The following is a 23,973-nucleotide window of genomic DNA, read 5'->3' on the forward strand; positions in this document are numbered from 1 at the left end:
ACCCATTTATTCAATATTAATTTGATTGGGAGGCTTAGGTGGATTCTGTTTGTCATCGTTCAAAGTTTTACGCCCAGAACTAGCATAATCCTTATAAAAATCCACAAACATCTTTGTCAACTGCTGCAAAGAAAGTTGTTCCCCATTAACTTGAGCTTTCATATAAGCTTTAAGCACTTCAATGTAAGCCAAACCGAGAGCAAGCGTGAGAGTTGCTGCGGTTGCAGCGGAGATTGCACCGCCGACAACAGTACCCGCACCAGGAATCATTTTAATCAAATTAGTAACAATACTTCGGCCAACAGCAGTAACCCCCCCTGTGCCGCTAATAGCAGACAGCATCGCCGAAATAAAGCCCTTATCAAAGGGCATTCCAAAAATCACAGTAATATTAGCAATCATTGCCGTTTGCATCGTCATCAAAATCGGCGCATCAGCAAACGGTACAGGAGTCGCACCGACAATTGCAGAACCTGCAACATAAGCACTTAGATACTTAAATGCCATATCGGATTTGAGGGCAATATTGGCAATTTGTTCTTTAACAAAAGCTTTCTTAGCTACTTCCGGCAGCAGTTGAAAGGTTGCATCTACCAATTTATCTAAACCGTGAGATTTTACTGTATAATCCTCATCAATTTCTTCCGGTTCAGCCATCACAGGGATGATTTGACTGACTGGTAAATTCATGTGTTCCAGTTGCTTGAAAAACTCGCCCGGCTTTTTAGATGTCGTCTGAGTCAGCACTAAAAGAACTGGTACCTCTTTGACTTCCATTTCTTTTAGCCAGTTTTCCTCGACAGATTCTATTCTATTGGCGCTGTGATTGATACAGTACCAGATGACGTGAATGTGTTCTTTGGGGTGCAGGAGTCTTTGATCTTCAATTAGTTTAGCAACGTTTAATTGAATAATTTTAATTTGTTCGGCGTTGAGTTCGAGTCCGGGAGTATCGTAGACGGTAATTGGGCAATTCGGTTTGGTATATTGGCGAATGCCTTGAGTGATGGGGCGGCCGACTCCGGTTTCTGCTAAGCGTTGGCGAAAAACGGAATTTATTAGGGTACTTTTGCCGACGCCGGTTTTGCCGATGACTAAAACATTGCACTGTCCCACTTGGTTTTCTGCCTCTTTGAAGGCGTAGTAACTTCTATTTAAAAGCTCGTCTAGGGAAAAGTCGTCTGACATGGCGGTTTGCTCCGATTATGGTGGGATATTAATTAAATACCACCGAATAGAATTCCGATGCTCTACAAACGAAGTCCGCGAATGCGGACTGGGGGAGTCTTAATAATATTGTAGCAATTTGATTTAAGAACTGGTGCAACGGGTAGAGGAGTGTTTTGTGTCGCGTGCTGCTAAATGAAAGGTTGTAGAATTTAGTTTAAGCTAGCAATCGATCGACATCGATGCTAAAACCGATCAGGATTTGTTGGGTGCTGGCGGTATCGCCGGATCTAAATGTCAATATTTGATTTTGAGTCATCACGAATATTAAACGACTTTCGGGAAAAACTAACCAGACTTCCTGACAGCTAGATTCTAAATATTCCTGTGCTTTGAGAAATACATCTTCACCGATATCGGTGGGTGAAACTATTTCGGCAATTAACGGAAAACTTTGGGGTAAAGTGGCAAGATTGCCAAATTGTGCAACTAATTCGGGTGTGAGATAAGCGACATCGGGACGGCGAATTTGTCGGTTAGTGCGGCAAGGAACCTCGACATAAGCTTCTCCACCTTGTCCGCTAGAATCTTTGTAATTTTTCCAAGCATCCCCCAGGCTTAACTGAATTTTACCCGTCTTTAGTGTCATGCCATTTTTCTCCACAAGTTGGCCGTCTACCAATTCCATGTTATCGGGCGGAGCGACCGTGAACTCTTCTAGAGCTAAATTGTCTGATATTATGGTAGCAGTGACCATAGTTATTTCCTCGTTTTTACAAAATTCACTTGTTACTATTATGACCGATCGCCCTTGGCGATCGCACTTTGACCCACACTGCTGAAATTATACTGTAACGCCGTCAGGCCGAGCAACGCAGGCTGAGTTGCTTCTAATAGCGACAGCTTTTAACCTATCGGTTGTCGGCATTACGGGTATTTCCGGCGATCGACTTATGCAAATAAATCAGTTGCTCGGCTCATTTTTACAGAACAGCACGCAGAGGGAACTTTACAATAGCGACATTCCCAATCACTAGGTTTTGGGTGGGGAGGTTGAGAATTACAAAGCATGGCAATTAACTGCTGCAAACGCTGTCTAAATTGCTCATTAACATACCACTTGGGAATATCTAAAATGCCATCTCGATAAACTAAGCGCCCGTGCGGAATGTGACCTTTAAACATATTTTTGGTTTCCGGGGCAAAGGGCAACATTGACATATAGAGAAGCACTTGCATTTTATGTGAATCTTTGCGCTTGCCTGTTTTGATATCTTCGACAACAGCCCAATCATCTTTGATAGCAATGATATCAGGTCTGCCGGCAACGCAGATATCAAACATTTGACCTTTATATTTGAATGAATTTTGATTTTCAACATAGACGATGAAACCTTTTTTTTGCAGTTGTACTGCTCGTTGAATCACCTTTTCTTCATGTTCTGAGGGGTCATAGGTACTGGGTTGTTTTTCAAATTGATAGTGAGTTCGTTGCCATAATGCGTGTAGGCAATCTTTTTCGGTTGCTAAGACTTCGGCAATCCCAGTTACAGTGGCGTAGGGATTGAATCTTTTTTGCGCTTGTACTAGCTTCATAATCAACTTCCTTTTAGTTAAGATTCCTGGTTCATAGTTTCACTATAAAAAAGTTGACATAGTTGGCAATACCCTTGACCTAGGTGTTTTTATAGCGACTTAGTTTATTTAGTTAAAATAGTCTAAATAGTTGAAATAGTTTGAGGCTTTTAGTGCCTTTTATTTCGGCTAGGGATGTGCTAGGTTGAAAGAGAGGTTTCTGAAACCCGGTTTCTCGCTCGTTGTATAATCAGAGGTATCCCGATGACTCCTGAACAAAAAAAGTTTCTTGACGACATTGCTGCAGAAATGAAAACGCAGCCGGCGTTTAATGATAGAGAGTCATTATTTTTCCCACTGCGCTTCGATAAAAATCGCCCTGTTGCAGTTCAACACAAAGAAATTGCTGAAAACTTAATGCCAAAAGATCCTCTTCTTGGAGGTGTAAATTATGCAAGTTCAATCGGCACAACGGTGCAAAATATTGTGAGTGCAATGGTAGGGAGATTAGAAACCGAACACAAAAAAGCAATTTCAGGTCTATATGAAGCGGAAATGAGAACCGATGGGGTTGATGTTGATAGCTTACTGAATGGAAAAAAGGGAGAAAGAGGTACTTGGGAAGTCGTTTATGATTGGCTGTGGCATCATAAATACCTGCGGTGGCTTGATGAAAATGGCTGGCAAATTTTGCAGGAAAAAGCTAAATCGCCTCCCAATTGGCTACAGTTTTTGGAAATGTCAGCATTGCAAGCAGGGACTAGATCCCCAACTTTGCGACTTCCACCACCAGAAATAAAGCCAACAATTCCTGCAAATGAGGAACTGTGGATGGCGATTGATTTAGAATGTCCGAATTATCAGTTGCTGTTATTTAATCGCAGCGAACAGGGAAAATTTTTGCTCTGTCCCTCTTTCGGTTATGCGGTGAATTCTATCATCAAGAAATCGCATTTTTGCCTACCACAAAGCGAGTCTTTTGCAGGGAAAACTGAGCAAAAGTTTATTTTTGAGCAAACTGGACAGGAAGAATTTTTAGCAATTGCAGTGGAGAAGCATTTAAATTTAGATTGGTTGATTCCCCGTCAAGAGGAAGCTTTACCAGAATGGAATGCTGAACGGATTAAGGAGTTATTTGAACAGTTGGAAAAACAAGATAAGTGGCAAGTATTTTATCAAACTTTTGATGTCGTCTAAACAGCCTAATTGTAGTTAGTAGTCGTACAAATAATCACAGAGAAGATAGGAAAACAACAATGTACGAAAATCGCAGCGCCACCTATTGGCAACTCATCCAAAAACTGCTCGAATGTTCCAACGGGGAAGAAGCGCAAATATTAAACGTACACTTTGACTTACTCGATCCCGGACTTTTGGAAACGATAATCGCAGTCGCCAAACAATTTGATAATGATGGCAACCAAAATGAGGCTAACTTTTTAACTAACATTGGCTTAGAATTGGGTAAGTTTCTGGGTAATGATCATCAGCCAACGGCAATCAGAAAACAGACAGCCGATATTTTATTGAGTTGGGGAAGAATTCAATATTATATTAGCCAGTTTATTGTCGCTTTTCAGTGCTGGCAACAGTGCCTTATCATTTATCAAGGGATTCAAGACCAGGAAGGGGAAGCTAATTCTCTGGGACGTTTAGGCTTGGCTTACGATTCTTTGGGAGAATATGAACAAGCGATCTATTTCCACCAAAAGCATTTAGATATTAGTCGGGAAATTAAAGACCGCACAGGAGAAGCGATTTCTCTGGGAAATTTAGGCAATGCTTACCACTCTTTGGGACAATATGAACGAGCAATAGATTTCCAAGAACAGTCTTTAGCCATTAAACGGGAAATCTACGACCGCTCAGGGGAAGCGGCTTCTCTGGGAAATTTAGGCAACGCTTACCACTCTCTGGGACAATATGAAAAAGCGATCGATTTCCACAAACAGTCTTTAGTCATTAAACAGGAAATCAAAGACCCTCTTGGTAAAGCGAATTCTCTGGGAAATTTAGGCAATGCTTACGACTCTCTGGGACAATACGAAAAAGCGATCTCTTTCCACGAAAAGCATTTAGGTATTAGTCGGGCAATCAAAGACCGCAGAGGGGAAGCAAATTCTCTGGGAAATTTAGGCAATGTTTACAACGCTCTGGGAAAATATGAACGAGCAATAGATTTCCACAAACAGTCTTTAGCTATTAAACGGGAAATCAAAGATCGCAGAGGGGAAGCAAATTCTCTGGGAAATTTAGGTATTGCTTACCACTTTCTGGGAGAATATGAAGGAGCAATAGATTTCGTCGAACAATCTTTAGTTATTAAACGGGAAATTAAAGACCGCTCAGGGGAAGCGGCTTCTCTGGGAAATTTAGGTAATGCTTACCATTGTCTGGGAAAATATGAACGAGCGATCGGGTTCTACGAACAGTCTTTAGCCATTAGTCGGGAAATCAAAGACCGTCAAGGGGAAGCGAATTCTCTGGGAAATTTAGGCAGTGCTTACCTTTCTCTGGGACAATTTGAACGAGTGATCAGGTTCTACGAACAGTCTTTAGCCATTAGTCGGGAAATCAAAGACCGTCAAGGGGAAGCGGCTTCTTTGGGAAACTTAGGCAGTGCCTACCTTTCTCTCGGACAATTTGAACGAGCAATTAATTTATACAAAAAGTGTTTAGGCATTAGTCGGGAAATTAAAGACCGCTTTGGGGAAGCAAGTTCTCTGGGAAATTTAGGCAGTGCTTACCACTCTTTGGGAGAATATGAACAAGCGATCGCTTTCCACGAACAGTATTTAGCTATTGGTCGGGAAATCAAAAACCGCCTTGGAGAAGCAACCTCTCTCAATAACATTGCGAATGCTTACCGGAAATTGCAGCAAACAGAGAAAGCCATTAAAAACTATCAAGACAGCCTCAAAATTGCTACTCCCAAAACCATACCTCCCCTGTGTTTCACAGCAGGTCAAAACCTCGGTAACATTGCTTTGATAAAAGGCGACTGGTCACTCGCCTTAGAAGGATACGAACCCGCCATAAAAGCAGTCGAACAACTCCGCAAAGGCTCCACCACCGACAAACGCCGCCAAGAAATCATTAAAGAAGCCATCTCCGTTTACACCAACGCCGTCCAATGCTACATCAACCTCAAACAATACGATAAAGCCGTCGAAACCGCCGATCGTTCCCGATCGCGCCACCTCGCCGACTTATTCGCCAGCAAAGACCTCTACCCCCAAGGCGAAATTCCCCCCGAAGTCGAAGCATACTATCGCCTGCAACAACAAAGCGATCGCTTGCGTTCTTCTGACAATGACGAAATGAAAGCACTCCCAGCCACTCGCCAACCAACCCCCAACGGCGACGCTATCATCGAAAGGATTAAAGAATTAGAAGATGAAAAACAGAAAGCTTGGCTGAAAATTCGCAGCAAAGACCAAGTTTTGGCGGCTCAATTGCAACCAGCCCCCCTCAGTTTCGACCAGATGCAAGCCTTAATTCCCGATGCTGAAACCGCCATCCTCAATTGTTACACCACTGATGAGCATACCCACATTTTCATCTTGCGCCAAAATCAAGCAACCAAACTCCACACCTGCGAAGGTCAAGGACTTGAAACCTTGCAAAATTGGCTATTGAACAACTGGTTAAAGCCTTATGTCGAAAACCAAACCGCATGGCGAAATCAAATGGGTGAAGTTCTCCACGAACTCGCTAACCGCCTGCAAATTAATCAACTAATTCCCCAACATCTCAACGGCATCAAAGAACTGATTATCATCCCTCACCTGTACCTGCATCAAATTCCCTTTGCTGCCTTACCATTAAACGAGATTCCCATTCCCCACAGCGATACAGCTTCCGACAGAACACGCGGCTTAAAACCTCTCAGCAAACCCACCCTCACCCCTACGAAAACCCCGCCCCAAAAACAACCCGAGTACCTCAGCGATAAATTCCGCATCCGCATCGTTCCCAGTTGCCAAATTCTCAACTTTTGCCACCAGCGAGGCAACCTCAAACCTGCGACAATGGGAATCGTAGAAAATGCCACAGGCGACCTCGTTTTCACTGCCTACGAGTGCGAAACCCTGGCAACCATGCACCAAATTGATAAAAATTCCCGCCTCGAATATGAGCAAGCGACGATCGGCAACTATCAAAATTTACTCAACGAAGTGCAAGTCCTCCATTCCAGCCATCACGCCAGTGCCGATCTGAATAATTCCCTAGAATCAAAACTGCATTTATTTGATGGCGATATCAACCTCGGTCGTGTTTTTACATGGAGATTTTCCGACTTAGCCGAAGTGTTCCTCTCCTGCTGCGAAACCAATTTAACTTTTACCCAAATTACCGACGACCCGCTCTCGATTGCTAGCGGTTTCCTCTGTGCGGGTGCGCGAAATGTGGTCAGTACCTTGTGGGCTGTGGATGATTTAGCAACCGCTTTATTTTGCATTTTATACTATCAGGAAAAGCAGGATAATAGCCGATCGCAAGCGCTGCAAAAAGCACAATTTAAGCTACGCAACTTTACAGGTGATGAGTTATCTAGTAAATATAAACCCCTGTTAGAGGATTATTTTGAGCAACAAAAAGGAGAAAAACAAGCAGAAATTGTCAAAAATGTGCGATTGCGTTTAGACTGGCTTTGTCGGCAAGAATTGCCGTTTGTCAGTCCCTATAATTGGGCGGGGTTGGTGTCGCAGGGTTTGGCGTAGGAGAAACAACAGCATTTACATTCCTGGACACATTACAACTACAGAAACCGGGTTTTTTACCGTATCTGCGGGCTGCATGGCGTCTTCTGGGCAAAAAACCCGGTTTCTAACCACCCCTGCGTCTAGGACTAATTTAGAAATGTTCCAGCAGAGATTTCTCTTGTGCATAAACCTTTCGCAGCGACTCCAGGGCGATCGCCCCCAACATCAATTTAATCACCCCCACCATTTCCCCCCACTCCAACAATTCAGAAACACAAACAGCTTTCTGAAATCTATCCGCATAAAAATCCACCCAAAAATCCGGCGCGTGTCTCTGTTTCTGACTCGCTATCCGGCGCTTCCAATAACCAAAATCTAAACCAGAGGGCGATTCCACTCCCAAAACAGGCGGAAAGTCGGCATAACTCACAAACCGACTCATGCCTTTGGCGTGCACGTACAGGATATGCGCCCAGCACTCGAAGCGATATATTTGTTCTACCTTGATTTTCAGCAGTCGCGCGATCGCCTCTTTTGTCACAAACCGGCTCAATCTGTGTCTGGGGGTTGATTTTGGTCGAAAGCTTGCTAACATAGTTGATAAGTTTCCTGATTTGAATAGATCGATTCCTGATTGGGATAGATAGATTCCTGATTGGGGAATTTGATAGATAGAGCAGTCCCTTATATGGGATTTGAACTTTGATAGGCGATCGTCCTTGAGTTTTCCAGACGTTGGGGCGATCGCTTTTTACGATAAAACCATCCTATGATGGTGTACCATCATTTGTCAAGTATGGGTTTAGTCAGGTTAAAAGTCAGAGAACTAGCTAGCGAGAAAGGCTGGACGCTGAAAGAAGTTTCAGAACGATCGGGAGTAATTTACAGCACCGTCAGACACTACGCCCGCTGTCCGGGAGTGTCAACCATTGACTTTATTTCTATACACAAATTGGCTCGCACCTTTGATGTAATGATTGAAGACTTGGTGGAAATTGTGCAGGAGTGAGCGATCGCTTTTTACGATAAAATTATTATCTGACCTATATAGATCATCTGTCAAGAGCTTATGGGCTTAATTAAATTGCGGATTCGAGAATTTGCGGACGAGAAGGGTTGGACGCTCAAAGAAGTGTCAGATCGCTCTGGAGTGGTGTACAGTTCCCTGAGAACCTACGCGCGATCGCCCGGATTAGCAACGATTGACGTGACGGCTTTGCACAAGTTAGCCAGAACATTCGATGTGATGATTGAAGATTTGTACGAGATAGTGCAGGAATAGTCGATCAACCTTTACGATAAAATCCTTAAAAACTAAATCTAGTGGTCTGTCAATGGGTTTAATTAGATTGCGGGTTCGAGAGTTGGCTGCTGAGAAAGGCTGGACGATCAAAGAGGTGTCAGAGCGATCGGGAGTCATCTACAGCACACTCAGCACCTATTCACGTTCTCCAGGAATGGCAATGGTTGATTTTACTTGTCTGCTGAAGTTGGCACGTACTTTTGACGTGATGGTGGAAGATTTGGTTGAGGTGGTAAAAGAGTAGGCGATCGCAATTATTAGCAGGTTGGAATGACTTCTTTAATGGTTGAGTTGCTAGAAATCCCCCAAGCACAAAACGTAGTTGTTACAGACGACGCGCTAACAGTCTATCTATCCGATGGTCGTACTATTTCCGTGCCTTTAGCTTGGTATCCTCGGCTATTGCATAGCACACCAAACGAACGCAATAATTGGCGATTTATTGGTGGAAATGATGGAATCCACTGGCCCGATATTGACGAAGACATTAGCATCAAAAATATCATTCTCGGTAAACCATCTGGAGAAAGTCAGAAGTCATTTCAGCGGTGGTTAGAGGAACGCGGGAAGATATTCTAATACCAAATCCGGCTTTAATAATCCTCCTTATTTCTTAGTCCGCGCAGGCGGACTTCGTTTGTTTAGAAGCGGTTTCAACCGCCGAATTATATCTGATAAGAACCGGCCGGGGGGGTTTATGAGATTGTCGGTTTTAGCCAATTATTATTGGTGAACCCGCCCATACAAAAATTATATCTATTTAATCGAACCTGATATTATCAAGGATCTAACTGTTAAAAAAAAGCGCCTGAGTTCCCCCAGACGCATACCATAAAATCAACAAACTGTCAACCCTAACCTAACCGTTCAAAGCCTCAGCACCGCCGCAAACTTCCAGGATTTCCTGAGTAATTGCCGCTTGCCGCGCCTTGTTATAAGTCAGCGTCAAACTACCGATCAAATCGCTAGCATTCTCACTAGCATTATTCATCGCCGTCATCCGCGCAGCCAACTCGCTAGCAGCAGACTCTTGCAAAGCCCGCAGCAATTGGTTGTTCAAATACAAGGGCAAAAGAGCCTCCAGAATTTGCGCCGGATCTTGCTCGAAAATCATGTCCCTGGGCAAACTCTTCGTAGGTGAAGCAACCTTCTCGCGCGATACTTGAAACTGTCCGCCTTGCGATGTCAAGCGGAAGATTTCATCATCGGGAGTTTCCAAACCTTGGGGGTCGAGGGGCAGCAAAGTTTGAATTACCGGACGCGAACTAATTAGCGACACAAACTTGGTGTAAATTAGCTCAACTCTGTCCACAGTTCCCGACAGGAACAAGGAAAGCAATTCGTCAGCAATTTGTGCCGCTTCCGGTGCTGTGGGAATTTGTTCTAAGTTAGCGTAAGTAGCATCGATCGGCTGTTCGCGGCGCTGGAAATACTGAGTAGCTTTGCGTCCTACCAACACGTATTTGTAGTCTAAGCCTTCAGCTTTGATTTCCTTAGCGCGATTTTCGGCGTATCTGATGATGTTGCTGTTGTAGCCGCCGCACAAACCCCGATCGCCCGAAACTACCAACAGTCCCACCGATCGCACTTCGCGTTTTTTCAGCAGCGGCAAATCCAGGTTTTCAAACTGCAAGCGTTCCGCCAAACCGTACAATACCTCTGCCAGTCGATCGGCAAAAGGCCGAGTAGCAGTCACCTGTTCTTGAGCCCGGCGCACCTTTGCAGCGGCCACCAAACGCATCGCTTCTGTAATCTTTTTAGTGTTCTTGACCGACTTAATGCGATCGCGAATAGTTTTCAGATTTGCCATAACTTTCTCCTTACATCCTTGCCCGCATCTTCTTAATTAAAACCGCAGATTAACGCAGAGTAACGCAGATTAACTTCAGATTATCTGCGTTAATCCGCGTTCATCTGCGGTTCAAAATTCCTACTTGTCTACGCAGAAACTAGAAAACTTTGCTTGTATTCAGTGATGCCTTCTTTCAGCAGCTTCTCAGCTTCATCAGTCAAGGCTTTTCCGCCTTGAACAATTTCGCCGTACTTCGGCTTGCTAGTCCGCAAATAGTCGCGCAAACCAACAGTAAACTTGGTTACTTTGTCCACATCGATGTCATCCATGTAGCCGTTAATGCCAGCATAGATAACAGCCACTTGTTCGTTCATCGGCAGAGGAGAACTTTGGGGCTGTTTCAACAGTTCCCGCAAGCGCTGACCACGCGCCAATTGATTCTGAGTAGCTTTATCCAAGTCAGAAGCAAACTGAGAAAATGCTGCCAGTTCTTCAAACTGTGCCAATTCCAATTTCACCTTACCGGCTACTTTTTTCATCGCCTTCGTTTGAGCTGCCGAACCTACCCGCGATACCGAAATACCGGGGTTTACGGCAGGACGCAAACCAGCGTTAAACAAGTCAGAAGAAAGGAAGATTTGACCGTCGGTAATCGAAATTACGTTCGTCGGAATGTAAGCAGAAACGTCGCCAGCTTGGGTTTCGATAATTGGCAAAGCAGTCATGCTGCCTTCGCCCAAATCATCGCTCAATTTAGCAGCGCGTTCTAGCAAGCGAGAGTGCAGGTAAAATACGTCTCCGGGATAAGCTTCGCGACCGGGAGGACGGCGCAGCAACAAGGACATTTGGCGGTAAGCTTGTGCTTGTTTGGAAAGGTCATCGTAAATGACCAAAGTGTGCTTGCCTTTGTACATGAAATACTCGGCTAAGCTAGCACCTGTGTAGGGAGCCAAGTATTGCAGGGTGGCGGGGTCGCTAGCGTTTGCTGCTACTACGATCGTGTAGTCCATCGCGCCCTTTTCTTGCAGGACGTTGACGATGTTAGCTACTGTAGAAGCTTTTTGGCCGATCGCTACGTAAACGCAGATCACGTTTTCCGATTTTTGGTTAATAATCGTGTCGATCGCGATCGCAGTTTTACCGGTTTGTCTGTCACCGATAATCAGTTCCCGCTGTCCTCTTCCCACCGGAATCATCGCATCAATAGCGGTAATTCCTGTTTGCATGGGTTCGTAAACAGAACGGCGAGAAACAATCCCCGGTGCCGGAGATTCAATCAAGCGAGATTCAGTAGTTTTAATTTCTCCTTTGCCGTCAATCGGACGGGCCAAAGCATCAACTACCCGTCCCAACATTGCTTCACCAACGGGGACTTCAGCAATTCTGCCAGTAGCAGTAACTGCCGAACCTTCTTGAATGCCGAGACCTTGGCCCATCAACACTGCACCGACGTTATCTTGTTCCAGGTTCAGTGCAATGCCCACGGTGCCGTCGGCAAATTCTAGCAATTCCCCAGACATGGCTTTATCCAAGCCATAAATCCGAGCAATGCCGTCGCCTACTTGCAGAACAGTACCGACGTTAGAGACTTTTACGTCTTGGTCGTACTGCTCAATTTGCTGGCGAATAATGCTGCTAATTTCGTCAGGTCTGATTGCTGCCATGTTAGTTATTATTTGTCAGTTGTCAGTTGTTAGTTGTCTGTCGATGTTTTCCGCAAGAAAGAATAGGGATTTGGTAGTAAGAATTGGGGAATAACAGCTCGAAAACAGAAATTAATTTATTCCTAATTCCTGTTTGATTCTTCCCTTGTTCTTTCTTCCTTCTTCTATCCGTTACATCCGTTACATAATCCGTTGCCGAACCTCCTGCTTCCTTAAATCAGGAATTCAAGCGAAGTCCCAGACGGCGCAATTGTCCCCGCAGGCTGGCATCAATTACTTGAGAGCCTACTTTGATTACCACACCGCCGATTAAATCTGCGTCTATTTTGGTTTCAATTTCTACTTGACTAGCGCTGGTCATCGCCTGCACTTTCTCGCGAACAGTCTGCTGTTGAGCGTCTGAAAGCGGGACTGCCGATGTAACTTCAGCCAATACTGTTTGGTTGAGTTCTCGGAGCCTTGCCAAGTATTGTTTGCCAATTCCTTCTAAAAAAACAATTCTTCCTTTGTCTACTAATAGCTTCAGAAAGCTGTGCATCAAGGGGCTCATTTCTTCACCCGCTATTTGCTGAATTACGGCTTTTTTAGCATCCGGTTTTACCAGCGGATTGCCTAAAAATTGACGTAATTCTTCCGAACCTTCTAGCAGGCTCAGCAAGGAACGAATATCTTCGCCAAACTTCTCTGAGAGATTGTTGGACTGAGCCAGTGACATCAAGGCAGATGCGTAAGGCTGTAAGACTTCTGTGCTGACTGTACTCACGTTTTAGCCTCCCAGTAACGCAATGCTGCGATCGATTAATTGGTGTTGAGCGCTGTCGTCCAAGCTAGTTTTTAGCTGGCTTTCCACCTTTGCTAATGCCAGAGATACAACCGCCGATCGCAGTTGGGCGATCGCTCTTTCCCGCTCTGCTTCCAACTCTTGACCTGCTGTTGCTCTCATTCTTTCAACGTCTTGCGCTGCCTGAGCTAGAATTGCTTCTTTTGCTTTCTTGGCAGTTTCTTCAGCAGCGGCCCGAATTCGTTCCGCTTCTGCTTGCGCTTGAGTCAATTTTTGCTGTTGCTCTGCTAGAGCTGCTGCTGCATCTTTTTGGCGTTTTTCTGCTTCTTGAATCGCCTCTTGGATGCCCGAACGCCTCTCAGTCAGGATTTTACCTACAAATCCGCGCCCGAAATAAAACAGCACTGCAATAATAATGACCAGGTTAATCAGGTTGGTTTCTAAAATATCGAAATTTAAACCGAAACCACCTTCGCCGCTAGCTTCTGTGGCTAGCAATAAAACAGTCCCCATGATACTCTTCCATAATTGCGCGTGCAGATTGGGTGAAGCGATTTTAGATTTAAGATTCCATCAAAAATCTAAAACTCTTCGGTCTCGCTATTTGGCCAGCGACTGCCCTAATAGCTTTTCGAGAATTTGGCCGCTGAGCGCGTCTACTTGTTGTTCTAGTGAGCGCATTGCTTCTTGCTTTTGCTGCTCTATTTCTTGCCCAGCCTTTTCTCGCGCGACTTGAGCTTCTTGTTGAGCCTCAGCTACTTTGGCTGCCCCAATTTTTTGGGCATCAGCTTGAGCAGCAGCAATTACTGATTGAGACTGTTTGCGAGTTTCTCCCAGTTTTTGCTCGTACTGCTGCGCTAGTTGCTGAGCTTTGGCCAAGCGTTCTTTGGCGGAGACTTGAGTGTTGCGAATGTAATCGGCGCGATCGTCAATTGACTTGCTGAGCGGCTTGTAAAAAATTACATTCAAGACTGCGACTAGAATTAAAAACTGCACCGCCATCAGAGGCAGCGTAGCATCTATATCAAACAGTCCCCCTTCCTTAGCCGCTTCTTCAACTGCTAGTAATACTGTCCAGTGCATCATGATTTTTTGACGGCTTCCATCTAATTCGCTTAATCGATTTTAGATTTGAGATTTTGGATTAGAATCGCCAAAACCTCAAATCTAAAATTTTCAATTATTATGCGAAGGGGTTGGCAAACAGCAGCACTAGGGCTACGACCAAACCGTAAATTGTGAGCGCTTCCATGAACGCCAAACTCAACAGCAAGGTGCCGCGAATTTTACCTTCTGCTTCCGGCTGACGGGCAATCCCTTCTACAGCCTGACCTGCTGCATTACCTTGACCGATGCCAGGGCCGATTGCAGCTAAACCTACTGCCAAAGCGGCGGCAATTACGGAAGCGGCAGCAACTGTTGGGTTCATGATGATTTTCCTTATCTAAAGTACAAAATTGAGAACAGAAAGTCTAGAGAATTGTCCGATTTAACGGGAGAAAGTTTGAGTTCAGAATTTTTCTTTTTCCTCCTTCATCCTTCGCCGTTTATCGTTAGTTAATCGTGGTGTTCTTCGCCGTGACCGCCTTCTAGAGCTTCACCTATGTAGGCTGCGGCTAAGGTTGCAAAAATCAAAGCTTGAATTGCACTGGTAAATAGTCCCAGAACCATTACTGGCAGAGGAACAAATAAAGGCACTAGCAACACTAGCACTCCGACCACCAATTCGTCCGCAAGAATGTTACCAAACAAACGGAAACTTAGGGACAGAGGCTTAGTGAAATCTTCTATGATTTTGAACGGCAACATGAAAGGCACCGGTTCAACATAGTGGGCGAAATACCCCAAGCCGCTTTTGCTGAGACCTGCATAAAAATATGCTAGAGAAGTCAGCAGTGCAAATGCTACCGTCGTATTGATGTCAGCGGTAGGAGCTCCCAATTCGCCTGATGGCAGCTTAATTAGCTTCCAAGGAATTAGAGCGCCAGACCAGTTTGACACAAAGATGAACAGAAATAATGTACCAATAAACGGTACCCAAGGGCGATATTCTTTTTCCCCAATTTGGTTTTTAGCCAAGTCCCGAATAAATTCCAGCGCATACTCCATAAAATTTTGCATTCCGCTGGGAATTCGCTGGATTTTGCGGGTTCCTAAAATCGAAACTACGACTAAAACAGCAATTACAAACCACGAGGTTAGAAAAACCTGCCCGTGCACTTTCAGATTGCCGAGTTGCCAGTACAACTGCTGGCCCACTTCCAATTCGGCAAGGGGGAAACGATTAAAGGTGTTTAGAACGTCAAGCATTGCCATTCAACGGGCTTCCCCATACAAATCGATGAGTTGAGTTTTGCTCGAATTGCCTGACTTACCTGTAGTCTAGTGCTAATGCACTTCGGATCACGTAAACCAACAGCGCAGCTTTGTAAGTCAGAAATCCCAAAAATATCGGTAAAATCTGTAGCTGATTCCACTGTGTTCCTACTATCATCACCGCTAAAAACACACCGAGCCGTGTCTTGCTGATGCGTTGATTTTGGCTGCCGATTCGTTCAACGTCTCTAGCCAACATCTTTAAGTAAACCACACCTGTGCTCGCCCCAAGCAAATAATTCAGGGCAATGTTGAGGGAGTAAAAAATCCAAACGGAGATAAAAATAATCGCCGTAAAAGCAAGGGTGTACGCCAACAACTCTTGTTGGAGGCGATAAAAGTCTTGCATGGGATTGCTAGTCTCGGACGAAGCTGTCGAAACTGTCGAGACTGTGCCAGCTTGAGGAATATCCTCATTTGCTGCTGCGGGTTCGGTGGGTGTGTTTTGCGTGTTCACGAAGCTCAGAAACTAATGCAGGTAGCAGGCGAGTGCTTTGCAAACTCAGAAAAATCATACCACGCTGCGGTAACAATACTTAAAATAAAATTAATCATATTTTCAGAATTTGGTGGCGGGCGCTTCGGAAACCTCAAGCCGTTAAATGTCCGATCAACCTCACCCTACCTCTCCCACCGCCAGACCGCACTTTTTTACACATTGTTCTCGTAATCTCACTAAGTGAGAATTATTTAGTGAGAAGTGAGAAAGGACGATCGCGCGAATCGATGAGGTAACTCTCCCTTGTCTGCCTCTGCGCGCTACAAGAGTTAATTCAAATTCGATCTCATTCAATAACCTTAAACTCTTGAAGCGCCGGAATGAAATTTTTATTCTCGTGGCTCGATCGACTAAGCTTAATCAAAGCAAATCGCTGTAGAGGCTGCAAACTCGCCCACTGGGCCAAAGAAATTGTCACGCCGAGCTCTTGCGCTTTGGCGGAAACCGACTCCGGTAAAGTTGCAGCATCCATCCACGGGGGATTTTCATCAACAGCCAAATCAGTTCCCGGTTTGCCTGTCTGTTGAATTAATATTTGATTTAGCTTTTCTCGGTAATCAATAATTTCTGCTTCTGTCAAGCAAGGTAACTCTACAAGACTTTGCCGTTCTGCTTGGTTAAAATGATTCCAATCCTGCAACTTCAATTTAATGCCACAAGTATCTAACTTGAGACGTACTTGCATGGGGATGCAGCGCAAAGCTTCGACAAAATCAGCTTCAAATTCAAAGAATGTCATAGATGTATAGACTTGCAAACTAGATTTTTTTTATTAACCGCAGAGGACGCAGAGAACACAGAGTAAGAGAAGAGAGAGAACTCGATGCAGGTTTTTTGCTTTCTATCAATAATTGCAGAAAATGCGATCGCCCTTTATAATTAAATAATATTACAAACTATTGACATGGATGCCGTAGACTACCTTCGGATTAGCTTGATAGACCGCTGCAACTTCCGCTGTCTCTACTGTATGCCGGAAGGTAGCGAGTTGGACTATGTATTGCAGCAGCAGTTGTTAACTCACTCGGAATTGCTAACTCTGCTGCGGGAAGTTTTTATACCCGTGGGATTTACCAAGTTTCGCTTGACAGGAGGGGAACCGCTGCTGCGGCCTGGGGTGGTGGAATTGGTGAGGTCGATCGCATCTTTGCCGGAAACGCGAGATTTGTCAATGACAACTAACGGCTTTTTGCTGGCGGGAATGGCCGAAAATCTCTACAATGCTGGTTTGCGCCGGATTAATATTAGTTTGGATTCCTTGGAACCGGAGACTTTTGATAAAATAATTGGCAGTCGGGGACGATCGCGATGGACGCAGGTGTGGGAGGGAATTCAAGCGGCTTATCAAGCAGGATTTGACCCGCTGAAACTGAATGTTGTGGTAATTCCCGGTGTGAATGACGGCGAAATATTGGATTTAGCGGCGTTAACAATTAACCGGAATTGGCACGTTCGATTTATTGAGTTTATGCCGATCGGGAATGGGGATTTATTTGGCGATAAAGGTTGGGTAGCATCGGCCGAATTGCGGCAACAAATTAACGACAAATACGGGTTAGCCGAGTCGGGAATTCGCGGAAATGGGCCGGCGGATGTGTTTCAAATTCCGGGGGCGAAGGGCACTTTAGGCTTTATCAGTCAAATGTCCGAGTGTTTTTGCGATCGCTGCAACCGGATGCGTTTGTCTGCTGACGGGTGGCTGCGGCCTTGTCTGCTGAACGAAACGGGGCAAATTGACTTAAAAACTGCTTTACGGAATGGGGTGTCTACAGGCGAATTGCGCGATCGAGTGCGACACATATTAGAGATTAAACCGGAGATTAATTTCAAGCAGCGGGATTCGGGAACTACTCAAGGAAATTACAGCCGCACCATGTCTCAAATCGGCGGGTGAATTGCCCGAAATCGATCGCTCTTTTTGTTATGTGGGCCAGAGGGGCGATTCCCTACGGGATAGCTGCGCTTCAGGTACTTGGACACAAATGGGCGATCGATCTTTGTCAACTCTGTATCGATAATTTATTTGCTACACTTAAGACATCATCCAATTTTGTAAGTCAGATGAACACCATCTCGATCGCCATTTCAGACGTGCTGATTCTGAAGCTACAAAAAGTTGCTGCTGAGATGAATGTATCGATCGAAGAATTAATCTTGATGAGCATTGAAAGCTCGATCGCGCAACGAGAAAATCCCGCAGCAAATACCGATCGAGATATCTTCAATAAAAATGCTGAAATTTCGAGCGAGGTAATTGACAAATTTTATACTCTTGCTACGGAATGGCAAAGTGAAGTTGCGGGAATGTCTTCGACAGCTCAAATGTCTCAGCATCCTGCTTATCAGGAAATTATTAATATGGGATCTAAAGTCGTGCCACTGTTGCTATCGGAACTGCAAAAAAATCCCCTTTACTGGTTAGCTGCATTGAATGCAATTACGGGTGAAAATCCCATTAAACCGGAACAAAGGGGAAGGGTAAAACAGATGGCATCAGCTTGGATAGAATGGGGGAGAGATCGAGGCTACGTGATTGAAGAGAATGTATAGAAGACCGGAACTTGAAATTAAATGGCCTAACTTGTCTCGCACTGATTATCGAGTTACTAGCCAAAAGTCACAGGAATATAATTGCTTTGCATGGGCTGCTGGTGAAGAAGATCGCTGGTGGCAACCGATACCTGGAGAGCAATTTTATTGGCCAGAAGGCGTGCCGCAAGAGGAGACTTTAGACGCATATATTCAGGCTTATCAAACACTGGGATATGAACTTTGTAAGGGTGATATATTAGAAGCTGGATATCAGAAAATAGCAATATATGTTGACTCTAGCGGTATCCCAACTCATGCAGCTAGACAGTTACCTAATGGTAAGTGGACCAGTAAACTTGGATGGTTAGAAGATGTTGAACACGAATTGGATGGATTGACAGGCGACAGGTATGGAGTTGTCGGTCAAATTCTTAAACGTGCGATAAATTAGGGAAAGGCGATCAGTAGTTTCACAGGGATGCCACAAATAACTTTTTTTCACGATCTGCGGCAAAAGCAAGGCCGGCTTTGATGTCTGCCGAAGTTAGTTCTGAAAAATCTTCCAGAATTTCTGCTTCCGTCATGCCACCGGCGAGATATTCTAAGATGTCGTAGACGGTGATTCGCATTCCCCGAATACATGGTTTGCCACTGCGTTTTCCCGGTTCAATTGTGATGATGTCGTGGTAGTCCATAAAGCAATATTTTGTACTAATAAGCGTAATTATACCTGTAAATAATCCTGGTTGGTTTAGGTCAGGATTTCAGGTTTGAGCAAGTAGGGATAAAAAAAGAACCCTGACGTTCAAAGTAGCCAAGGCGGATCAGTTTTCTCATTGTCTGCGGCAAAAGCAAGGCAGGCTTTGATGTCTGCCGAATTTAGTAGGGTTTTCCACCAATAAGACTCCAAAATTGGCGGCAGTCCGATCGACACGGGGCGATCGACTCGACATCTCCGACACTTGGCACGGCTGGCACGGCTCCAAAATTGCACCATTTAGGGCGGTGTGGGTGAGTTTGAGGTGATTGGATGGTGAGGACTGCCACGGCTGGCACAATTGCACCTAACCACGGTTGGAGCGGTGGGAGTGTTGCGGGTCTAGTGCGGTCGCTCGGAGCGATCGGACTGTTGGAGCGGTGGCAGTGTCGCAGCGGTGGGAGTGTTGGAGTGTTGCCACGGTCGGAGCGGTGAAAGACCAACTCTCTTATTCTTTCCCTAAGTACATCCGTCTTTGTTTGTCTAGTTGAATCAGATAAAATTCATCGACTGTATATTTGTGTTTCATCATTGTTAAAATATCTTCCCATGTAGATTGCCTAAACCTATTTTCAAATTCAATGTCTATCAGTTCATTTTTAAGGCAGTTCAAACAGCAATATAAAGTTACTCCATCTTTAAGCACATATTTTATCCTTGTTTCTTCTTGACAAGACGAACAAATTGTGTTGTATGGTTCATTTTCTTCCACTTCTCTTATTTTTTTTAAGTAATCATGTTTACTATATTTTTCATCACAAACAAAGCATTGGCATTCTTTTACATCATTTTTAAATACAACAAAGCTTAATGATGAACAGTCAGGACATAGTACTCTCAATCCATTTTTACTCGTCTCAATTCCCTCTATTTCTTCTTTAAACTTATCTAATCTTTGTTTTCTATAAACTTTAAATTCAGTGGCAATTGATTTTATTTTTTGAAATTTTTGTTGTTGTTTAACTGTACTATTAATTTTTAAATCGCTTTTCCAAAATTTTATAATTTCGTCTAAGGCTAACGCTACGGTATACTGACATTCACTTAATGATATATTAACTTCAAAATGTTCAATTTTATTTCTCAAAGATTGAAGCTTTTTTATAGGTTCATCATTAAAATTAAAGTTTGGAATAATATTTTTCAGTCTTTTAATTAACACATCATGATACACGCTAACAAAATCCCCACTTTCAAGTTTTTCTGGGTTTGCTTCATCTATTTTTTGAAATATTAAGCTCCAATGTTCTTGTTTGAGTCTTTCTTTTAGTAATAATTGAATTCCCGAATATAGGTGTAGAACAGAATATTTCCATGAATCCTTAGATTGGGAAGATTTCTTCAACATAGGTTTTACTGCTGCATAAATATAATCTATGCCGTTATCCAATAAAGTTAATTTAATATTTTTTTCCATTTATTTAACACAAAAGGTATTTTTACAAGTTCTCACGGCTTAAATTAGTTACCATGAACCCTTCGGGGTGATTATAACCTATAGTTGATTTACACGTCAATATGTTGACGTAGGTGCAACAGTTACAAGCTCTAGGCGGGGAAAGTGTAGTTGTACCTTAAGCATTGCCACCGCTCCCTAAATCGCACCTTAAGCGTGTTTGGTACGGCTGCCACGGTCGGAGCGGTGGGAGTGTTGGCACAGTCGGAGCGGTCACATACAGAAAACCCGCCAGAGTCCGGTTCTAGCTGGTTCTATAGTATGTCGCTGTTTACGTTAATGGTTGATGTAGCTGTGGTGGTTTCATTTTTCATATTAAAAATATTTTGTGCTAAACTACTTTTATGTAATTTAGGAAACAACCCTATGATTGAGTACATTGTATTGACACCTTCCCTTCTTAAAGTGGATAACGATGAAATAACACAAGAAGAACCGACTCTTATAGAAGTTGCAAGATACAATTTTGATTTGGGTTTGCAATTAGACGATAAGATTGCAATTAGAGATATTACATACGGAGATAAAACATTCTCGTTTACTGGTGCTGTTGTTGACGTGTTGAAAGTTATAAAACAAAATAAAGAAAAAGTTCATAAAAACGATAACGATATATTCAGAATAGAGGTCACTATAGAAATTGATGATAAAGAAGATATGCCCGAAATTCGAGATATTGTTAAGGGGTTGAATCCAGGTAAATTTAAAGACTAATTTTTAGAATATAGGTAATTACGGTTGTAATTACCTTTTTTTTAACACACTTATTTGTAAACCTTTCACGGTTTGAATCTGGAAATATATTTAGGATGAAAAGTATATGTCGGTATTGTTGTTTATAATTTCGCTAATAGTAGGATTAGTAGTAACGGCTGTTATTAATCGATTAATGGCGTTATTTTATTGTTTTCTACTTGTTGTTTTTGGAATATGGCTTTTAATATTTTATTGGGAATCTCTATTTCCATTTATACAGTTTTTATTATTCTTGGTTGGATTCATACTTGGTATTTGTTTAGTTGTGATATTAATGTATATTAGTATTTTATTAATTGCTGTAGGTATCACGCATTTAAAAAACTATTTAACAAAAAATAAGAATGATGATCGTTGACTACCCAACTATCAAAAATATCTTATTCGGATGAAACTGTAGTATTTATAAGCTTTAGGTCAGGAAATTACCGTATCTTGATTTAGTAAAGTAACGTGCCTGATATTTGTTGGTCTTCTTAACTGGTTCCCAGGCCTTGGCCTGGGAACCGAGATCCAGAGGCTCTGCCTCGCTAGCGGATAAAAATAAAAACAGGAAGCAGAGCCTCATGGAATGCGTTCCCAGGCCAAGGCCTGGGAACGAGCAAACAGCTACGCTTTGCGCTTCCGACGGCGAATCAGCACACTCATCACTTGCTTCGGATTCGCTGCACGCTGTACGGGACTCCAATCGCCGACTTCGGCAAATCCCAGGCGGTACAAGGTGAGTATGGTTTCCCTGACACCCTTGGGCGAACCTGTCACCGTTACACACACCACATCCTGTTCCGATTCTGCTGCTGAGTCGTCATTTGGCCGATCGAATTTGTTGTCGTCAGGCACGAATTCCTGTGACATAATTATGTTCTCCTGGTTTTGGGTTTTCTAGAAAAACCCAAAAACCCAGCCGCCCCGCATTTCAAGACATAGCAGGGCGGCTACAGAGAGTGTTATCATGCTCCGTTAGCCTCCAGACTGCTGATTCCAGTTTGGCGGTTATGCTGTCCATTGCTGCTCGCAACAGCTTTGGGCAGTGCAACTAGATTTTTGGGCGACGCGGGCTACTTCCTCTACAAGCAAAGCAACCTCTAACTTCAAAGCGTAGCCGCAGAGGGGGGCCTGTGTCAATCCATTTGGGATTTTAGGAGTAAGATAAAATGAACCGCGAAGGCGCGAAGGACGCGAAGGAAGAGAAAGAAGAAGATGCAGTTATTCCTTCGCGCTCTTGGCGTCTTCGCGGTTCGTTCAAATAATGAAAAAGCCCTATAATTTCGGTGTTAGCAAAATTAGCTGTTTTGATAAGATCGATCGCACTTCATCCAATCCCATCTCCACCTCCGCCAAAATCTCTCCCACAGTTTTGGTATTGCAAGCTTGCAAAAACTCAAATTCCGCACTTGACAAATTGAGCAATTGGTAGTTGCAATCAAACACTTGTTGACTCGGCCAACCGTGCATACAAGCACTCAACTCTGGAATTGCCGCCAAAAGAGCCTGATCGTCCGACCAATCAATTTTATTAACAGGCTTTTTGCCCAAGAAAAACTCGTAATGAGTGATTTCCGTATCCAACAATTCAATTAATCGATAAAGCTCTCGTTCCGTCAAACCCTGAGCTCTTTCTATCAATTCCGGCGCTTTCCCCAAAAGTCTTTCTAACTGCCAATATCCCGGATTTGAGAAACCAATAAATTCCAATCCCGAAGCATCAATTAACTCGAACAAAGTCTCAATATTGTAGTCAATTTCCTGCGGGTGAACGTACATATCAGCAAAACATTCGTCCCGCTGGTTTTCTCCTGCCCAACGCTGTTTTTCGTACTTGACAAGACGGTTGTTTTCTGGTAAAGAAGCAAAGATTTGACGACCGACTTTCACACCATCGGGATAGTCACCTTTTTGCGGGCCTTGGAGAAGTGCGATCGCCCTTTGCATCAGTTGAATTTCCCAGCGTCCGAGCTCAGCATACACAAAAATGTGCATCAAACCGCCCTCGGCCAACTTCGCCGCCAGCGCTTGAATGCCCCGGATCGGATCGGGTAAGTGGTGCAGCACGCCCACGCAGTTGATCAAATCAAACTCGCCCTCTAACTCGGCGGCATCGTACAGGCTGAGGTGGCGAAAATCTGCTTCCCGCGCCCCGGATCGCCGACAGCGTTCTTGTGCTACCTTCAAAGCACCTGCACTCAGGTCGATCGCCGTTACCGAAGCTTCGGGATTGAGGTGAATCAGATAATCGGTGCTCGAACCAGTGCCGCAGCCAGCATCTAAAATCCGAATATCCAGTTTTGGCGGCTTTTGGCCGGTGCAAAAATTGTAAGCATCAGGCCAACTCCAGCGCCAGTTGTACCCAGGGGGCGGTTCATCGGACAAAGGATCGGGCGGGAAAGGGAAAGTATCGTAAAGCCGCCGCACGGCAGCACTGATATCAGGCGTAGTATCCATAGGTGACATTTGTTGGGCTTGGGGATTCGGGATTTGACTGACAACTGACCGCTGACCACTGACCCACAGCAATTTGCTCCGGGCCCCCGGATTTATCGGTGGGGTCGATTCTTCAATCTAAAATCTAAAATCTAAAATCTAAAATCGACTGACAGCTTCTGCGTAAT

At 44.0% G+C, this 23,973-nt stretch carries 29 protein-coding genes; 10 read left to right on the plus strand and 19 right to left on the minus strand.

Annotated elements, in window-relative coordinates:
• Positions 1 to 6: 6 nt before the first annotated feature.
• From QUB77_RS12175 to QUB77_RS12185, 3 genes are all read right to left on the minus strand, one after another.
• Positions 7 to 1,188: a GTPase gene (locus QUB77_RS12175; protein ID WP_333170367.1), complete on the minus strand. Its 1,182-nt coding sequence runs from the start codon at positions 1,186 to 1,188 to the stop codon at positions 7 to 9.
• A gap of 196 nt (positions 1,189 to 1,384) precedes the next feature.
• Complete coding sequence (locus tag QUB77_RS12180) at positions 1,385 to 1,924, minus strand: Uma2 family endonuclease (RefSeq protein ID WP_333170366.1); 540 nt, start codon at positions 1,922 to 1,924, stop codon at positions 1,385 to 1,387.
• A 194-nt stretch (positions 1,925 to 2,118) separates the two neighbouring features.
• Positions 2,119 to 2,763, minus strand: a complete 645-nt coding sequence (locus tag QUB77_RS12185; RefSeq protein WP_333170365.1) for a PD-(D/E)XK nuclease family protein — start codon at positions 2,761 to 2,763, stop codon at positions 2,119 to 2,121.
• Positions 2,764 to 3,006: 243 nt separating this feature from the next.
• On the opposite strand from QUB77_RS12185, the gene QUB77_RS12190 reads away from it, so the two are divergent.
• Together QUB77_RS12190 and QUB77_RS12195 are read left to right on the plus strand one after the other, a co-directional pair.
• Positions 3,007 to 3,939: a hypothetical protein gene (locus tag QUB77_RS12190; protein WP_333170364.1), complete on the plus strand. Its 933-nt coding sequence runs from the start codon at positions 3,007 to 3,009 to the stop codon at positions 3,937 to 3,939.
• 59 nt (positions 3,940 to 3,998) lie between these two features.
• On the plus strand, positions 3,999 to 7,466 hold the full coding sequence (locus QUB77_RS12195; protein ID WP_333170363.1) for a tetratricopeptide repeat protein: 3,468 nt from the start codon (positions 3,999 to 4,001) through the stop codon (positions 7,464 to 7,466).
• A 133-nt stretch (positions 7,467 to 7,599) separates the two neighbouring features.
• Here the strand turns inward: QUB77_RS12195 and QUB77_RS12200 are convergent, their stop codons facing one another.
• The gene (locus QUB77_RS12200; protein ID WP_333170362.1) at positions 7,600 to 8,043 is read right to left on the minus strand and encodes a hypothetical protein; all 444 of its coding nucleotides are present in this window, start codon (positions 8,041 to 8,043) and stop codon (positions 7,600 to 7,602) included.
• 201 nt (positions 8,044 to 8,244) lie between these two features.
• Between QUB77_RS12200 and QUB77_RS12205 the strand changes: the two genes are divergently transcribed.
• Genes QUB77_RS12205 through QUB77_RS12220 form a run of 4 tightly spaced genes read left to right on the plus strand, consistent with a single transcriptional unit; the run spans position 8,245 to position 9,330 of the window.
• Entirely contained in the window at positions 8,245 to 8,457 is a 213-nt protein-coding gene (locus tag QUB77_RS12205; RefSeq protein WP_190735550.1) for a helix-turn-helix domain-containing protein, read from the plus strand.
• 60 nt (positions 8,458 to 8,517) lie between these two features.
• Positions 8,518 to 8,730 carry a helix-turn-helix transcriptional regulator gene (locus tag QUB77_RS12210; protein ID WP_333170361.1) on the plus strand — a complete coding sequence of 71 codons (213 nt, stop codon included), beginning with the start codon at positions 8,518 to 8,520 and terminating at the stop codon, positions 8,728 to 8,730.
• A 52-nt stretch (positions 8,731 to 8,782) separates the two neighbouring features.
• Complete coding sequence (locus tag QUB77_RS12215; RefSeq protein WP_333170360.1) at positions 8,783 to 8,995, plus strand: helix-turn-helix transcriptional regulator; 213 nt, start codon at positions 8,783 to 8,785, stop codon at positions 8,993 to 8,995.
• A gap of 26 nt (positions 8,996 to 9,021) precedes the next feature.
• Complete coding sequence (locus QUB77_RS12220; RefSeq protein WP_333170359.1) at positions 9,022 to 9,330, plus strand: DUF2442 domain-containing protein; 309 nt, start codon at positions 9,022 to 9,024, stop codon at positions 9,328 to 9,330.
• A 280-nt stretch (positions 9,331 to 9,610) separates the two neighbouring features.
• Here the strand turns inward: QUB77_RS12220 and QUB77_RS12225 are convergent, their stop codons facing one another.
• The 9 genes from QUB77_RS12225 to QUB77_RS12265 form a co-directional block, all read right to left on the minus strand.
• Entirely contained in the window at positions 9,611 to 10,561 is a 951-nt protein-coding gene (locus QUB77_RS12225) for a F0F1 ATP synthase subunit gamma (RefSeq protein ID WP_006631110.1), read from the minus strand.
• A 128-nt stretch (positions 10,562 to 10,689) separates the two neighbouring features.
• On the minus strand, positions 10,690 to 12,207 hold the full coding sequence (atpA, locus tag QUB77_RS12230) for a F0F1 ATP synthase subunit alpha (protein WP_333170358.1): 1,518 nt from the start codon (positions 12,205 to 12,207) through the stop codon (positions 10,690 to 10,692).
• A gap of 217 nt (positions 12,208 to 12,424) precedes the next feature.
• Entirely contained in the window at positions 12,425 to 12,970 is a 546-nt protein-coding gene (atpH, locus tag QUB77_RS12235) for an ATP synthase F1 subunit delta (protein WP_333170357.1), read from the minus strand.
• Positions 12,971 to 12,973: 3 nt separating this feature from the next.
• The gene (locus QUB77_RS12240) at positions 12,974 to 13,501 is read right to left on the minus strand and encodes a F0F1 ATP synthase subunit B (RefSeq protein ID WP_006631107.1); all 528 of its coding nucleotides are present in this window, start codon (positions 13,499 to 13,501) and stop codon (positions 12,974 to 12,976) included.
• A gap of 87 nt (positions 13,502 to 13,588) precedes the next feature.
• Positions 13,589 to 14,074: a F0F1 ATP synthase subunit B' gene (locus QUB77_RS12245; RefSeq protein ID WP_333054530.1), complete on the minus strand. Its 486-nt coding sequence runs from the start codon at positions 14,072 to 14,074 to the stop codon at positions 13,589 to 13,591.
• Positions 14,075 to 14,171: 97 nt separating this feature from the next.
• Complete coding sequence (gene atpE, locus QUB77_RS12250) at positions 14,172 to 14,417, minus strand: ATP synthase F0 subunit C (protein WP_006631105.1); 246 nt, start codon at positions 14,415 to 14,417, stop codon at positions 14,172 to 14,174.
• A gap of 128 nt (positions 14,418 to 14,545) precedes the next feature.
• Complete coding sequence (gene atpB / locus QUB77_RS12255; RefSeq protein WP_333071398.1) at positions 14,546 to 15,304, minus strand: F0F1 ATP synthase subunit A; 759 nt, start codon at positions 15,302 to 15,304, stop codon at positions 14,546 to 14,548.
• Positions 15,305 to 15,359: 55 nt separating this feature from the next.
• Complete coding sequence (locus QUB77_RS12260; RefSeq protein WP_006631103.1) at positions 15,360 to 15,821, minus strand: ATP synthase subunit I; 462 nt, start codon at positions 15,819 to 15,821, stop codon at positions 15,360 to 15,362.
• Between the two features lie 328 nt (positions 15,822 to 16,149).
• Positions 16,150 to 16,602 carry a nitrate reductase associated protein gene (locus QUB77_RS12265; RefSeq protein ID WP_333170356.1) on the minus strand — a complete coding sequence of 151 codons (453 nt, stop codon included), beginning with the start codon at positions 16,600 to 16,602 and terminating at the stop codon, positions 16,150 to 16,152.
• A gap of 165 nt (positions 16,603 to 16,767) precedes the next feature.
• On the opposite strand from QUB77_RS12265, the gene moaA reads away from it, so the two are divergent.
• Genes moaA through QUB77_RS12280 form a run of 3 tightly spaced genes read left to right on the plus strand, consistent with a single transcriptional unit; the run spans position 16,768 to position 18,846 of the window.
• Complete coding sequence (gene moaA / locus QUB77_RS12270; protein ID WP_333170355.1) at positions 16,768 to 17,757, plus strand: GTP 3',8-cyclase MoaA; 990 nt, start codon at positions 16,768 to 16,770, stop codon at positions 17,755 to 17,757.
• Positions 17,754 to 18,413 (plus strand): hypothetical protein, encoded by a 660-nt coding sequence (locus QUB77_RS12275; protein WP_333170354.1) that lies wholly within the window; start codon positions 17,754 to 17,756, stop codon positions 18,411 to 18,413. Before moaA ends, QUB77_RS12275 begins: the two co-directional genes overlap by 4 nt.
• On the plus strand, positions 18,406 to 18,846 hold the full coding sequence (locus QUB77_RS12280; protein ID WP_333170353.1) for a DUF7689 domain-containing protein: 441 nt from the start codon (positions 18,406 to 18,408) through the stop codon (positions 18,844 to 18,846). The genes QUB77_RS12275 and QUB77_RS12280 overlap by 8 nt, the downstream gene beginning before the upstream one ends.
• 19 nt (positions 18,847 to 18,865) lie before the next feature.
• On the opposite strand, the gene QUB77_RS12285 is transcribed toward QUB77_RS12280, so the two are convergent.
• From QUB77_RS12285 to QUB77_RS12295, 3 genes are all read right to left on the minus strand, one after another.
• Entirely contained in the window at positions 18,866 to 19,090 is a 225-nt protein-coding gene (locus QUB77_RS12285) for a DUF433 domain-containing protein (protein WP_333170352.1), read from the minus strand.
• A 184-nt stretch (positions 19,091 to 19,274) separates the two neighbouring features.
• Entirely contained in the window at positions 19,275 to 19,595 is a 321-nt protein-coding gene (locus QUB77_RS12290) for a hypothetical protein (RefSeq protein WP_333170351.1), read from the minus strand.
• A 5-nt stretch (positions 19,596 to 19,600) separates the two neighbouring features.
• Positions 19,601 to 20,569, minus strand: coding sequence for a hypothetical protein (locus QUB77_RS12295; RefSeq protein ID WP_333170350.1), 969 nt, complete (start codon positions 20,567 to 20,569; stop codon positions 19,601 to 19,603).
• Positions 20,570 to 20,764: 195 nt separating this feature from the next.
• On the opposite strand from QUB77_RS12295, the gene QUB77_RS12300 reads away from it, so the two are divergent.
• Entirely contained in the window at positions 20,765 to 21,322 is a 558-nt protein-coding gene (locus QUB77_RS12300; protein WP_333170349.1) for a hypothetical protein, read from the plus strand.
• A 651-nt stretch (positions 21,323 to 21,973) separates the two neighbouring features.
• Here the strand turns inward: QUB77_RS12300 and QUB77_RS12305 are convergent.
• From QUB77_RS12305 to QUB77_RS12315, 3 genes are all read right to left on the minus strand, one after another.
• The gene (locus tag QUB77_RS12305; protein ID WP_333170348.1) at positions 21,974 to 22,219 is read right to left on the minus strand and encodes a hypothetical protein; all 246 of its coding nucleotides are present in this window, start codon (positions 22,217 to 22,219) and stop codon (positions 21,974 to 21,976) included.
• 138 nt (positions 22,220 to 22,357) lie between these two features.
• On the minus strand, positions 22,358 to 22,489 hold the full coding sequence (locus tag QUB77_RS12310; RefSeq protein WP_333170347.1) for a hypothetical protein: 132 nt from the start codon (positions 22,487 to 22,489) through the stop codon (positions 22,358 to 22,360).
• 135 nt (positions 22,490 to 22,624) lie between these two features.
• A complete protein-coding gene (locus tag QUB77_RS12315) occupies positions 22,625 to 23,806 on the minus strand; it encodes a class I SAM-dependent methyltransferase (protein WP_333170346.1) in 1,182 nt (393 codons plus the stop codon).
• Positions 23,807 to 23,973 lie beyond the last annotated feature (167 nt).

Source organism: Microcoleus sp. AT9b-C3 (genome assembly GCF_036705485.1).
In the GTDB taxonomy this organism is placed as follows: domain Bacteria; phylum Cyanobacteriota; class Cyanobacteriia; order Cyanobacteriales; family Microcoleaceae; genus Microcoleus.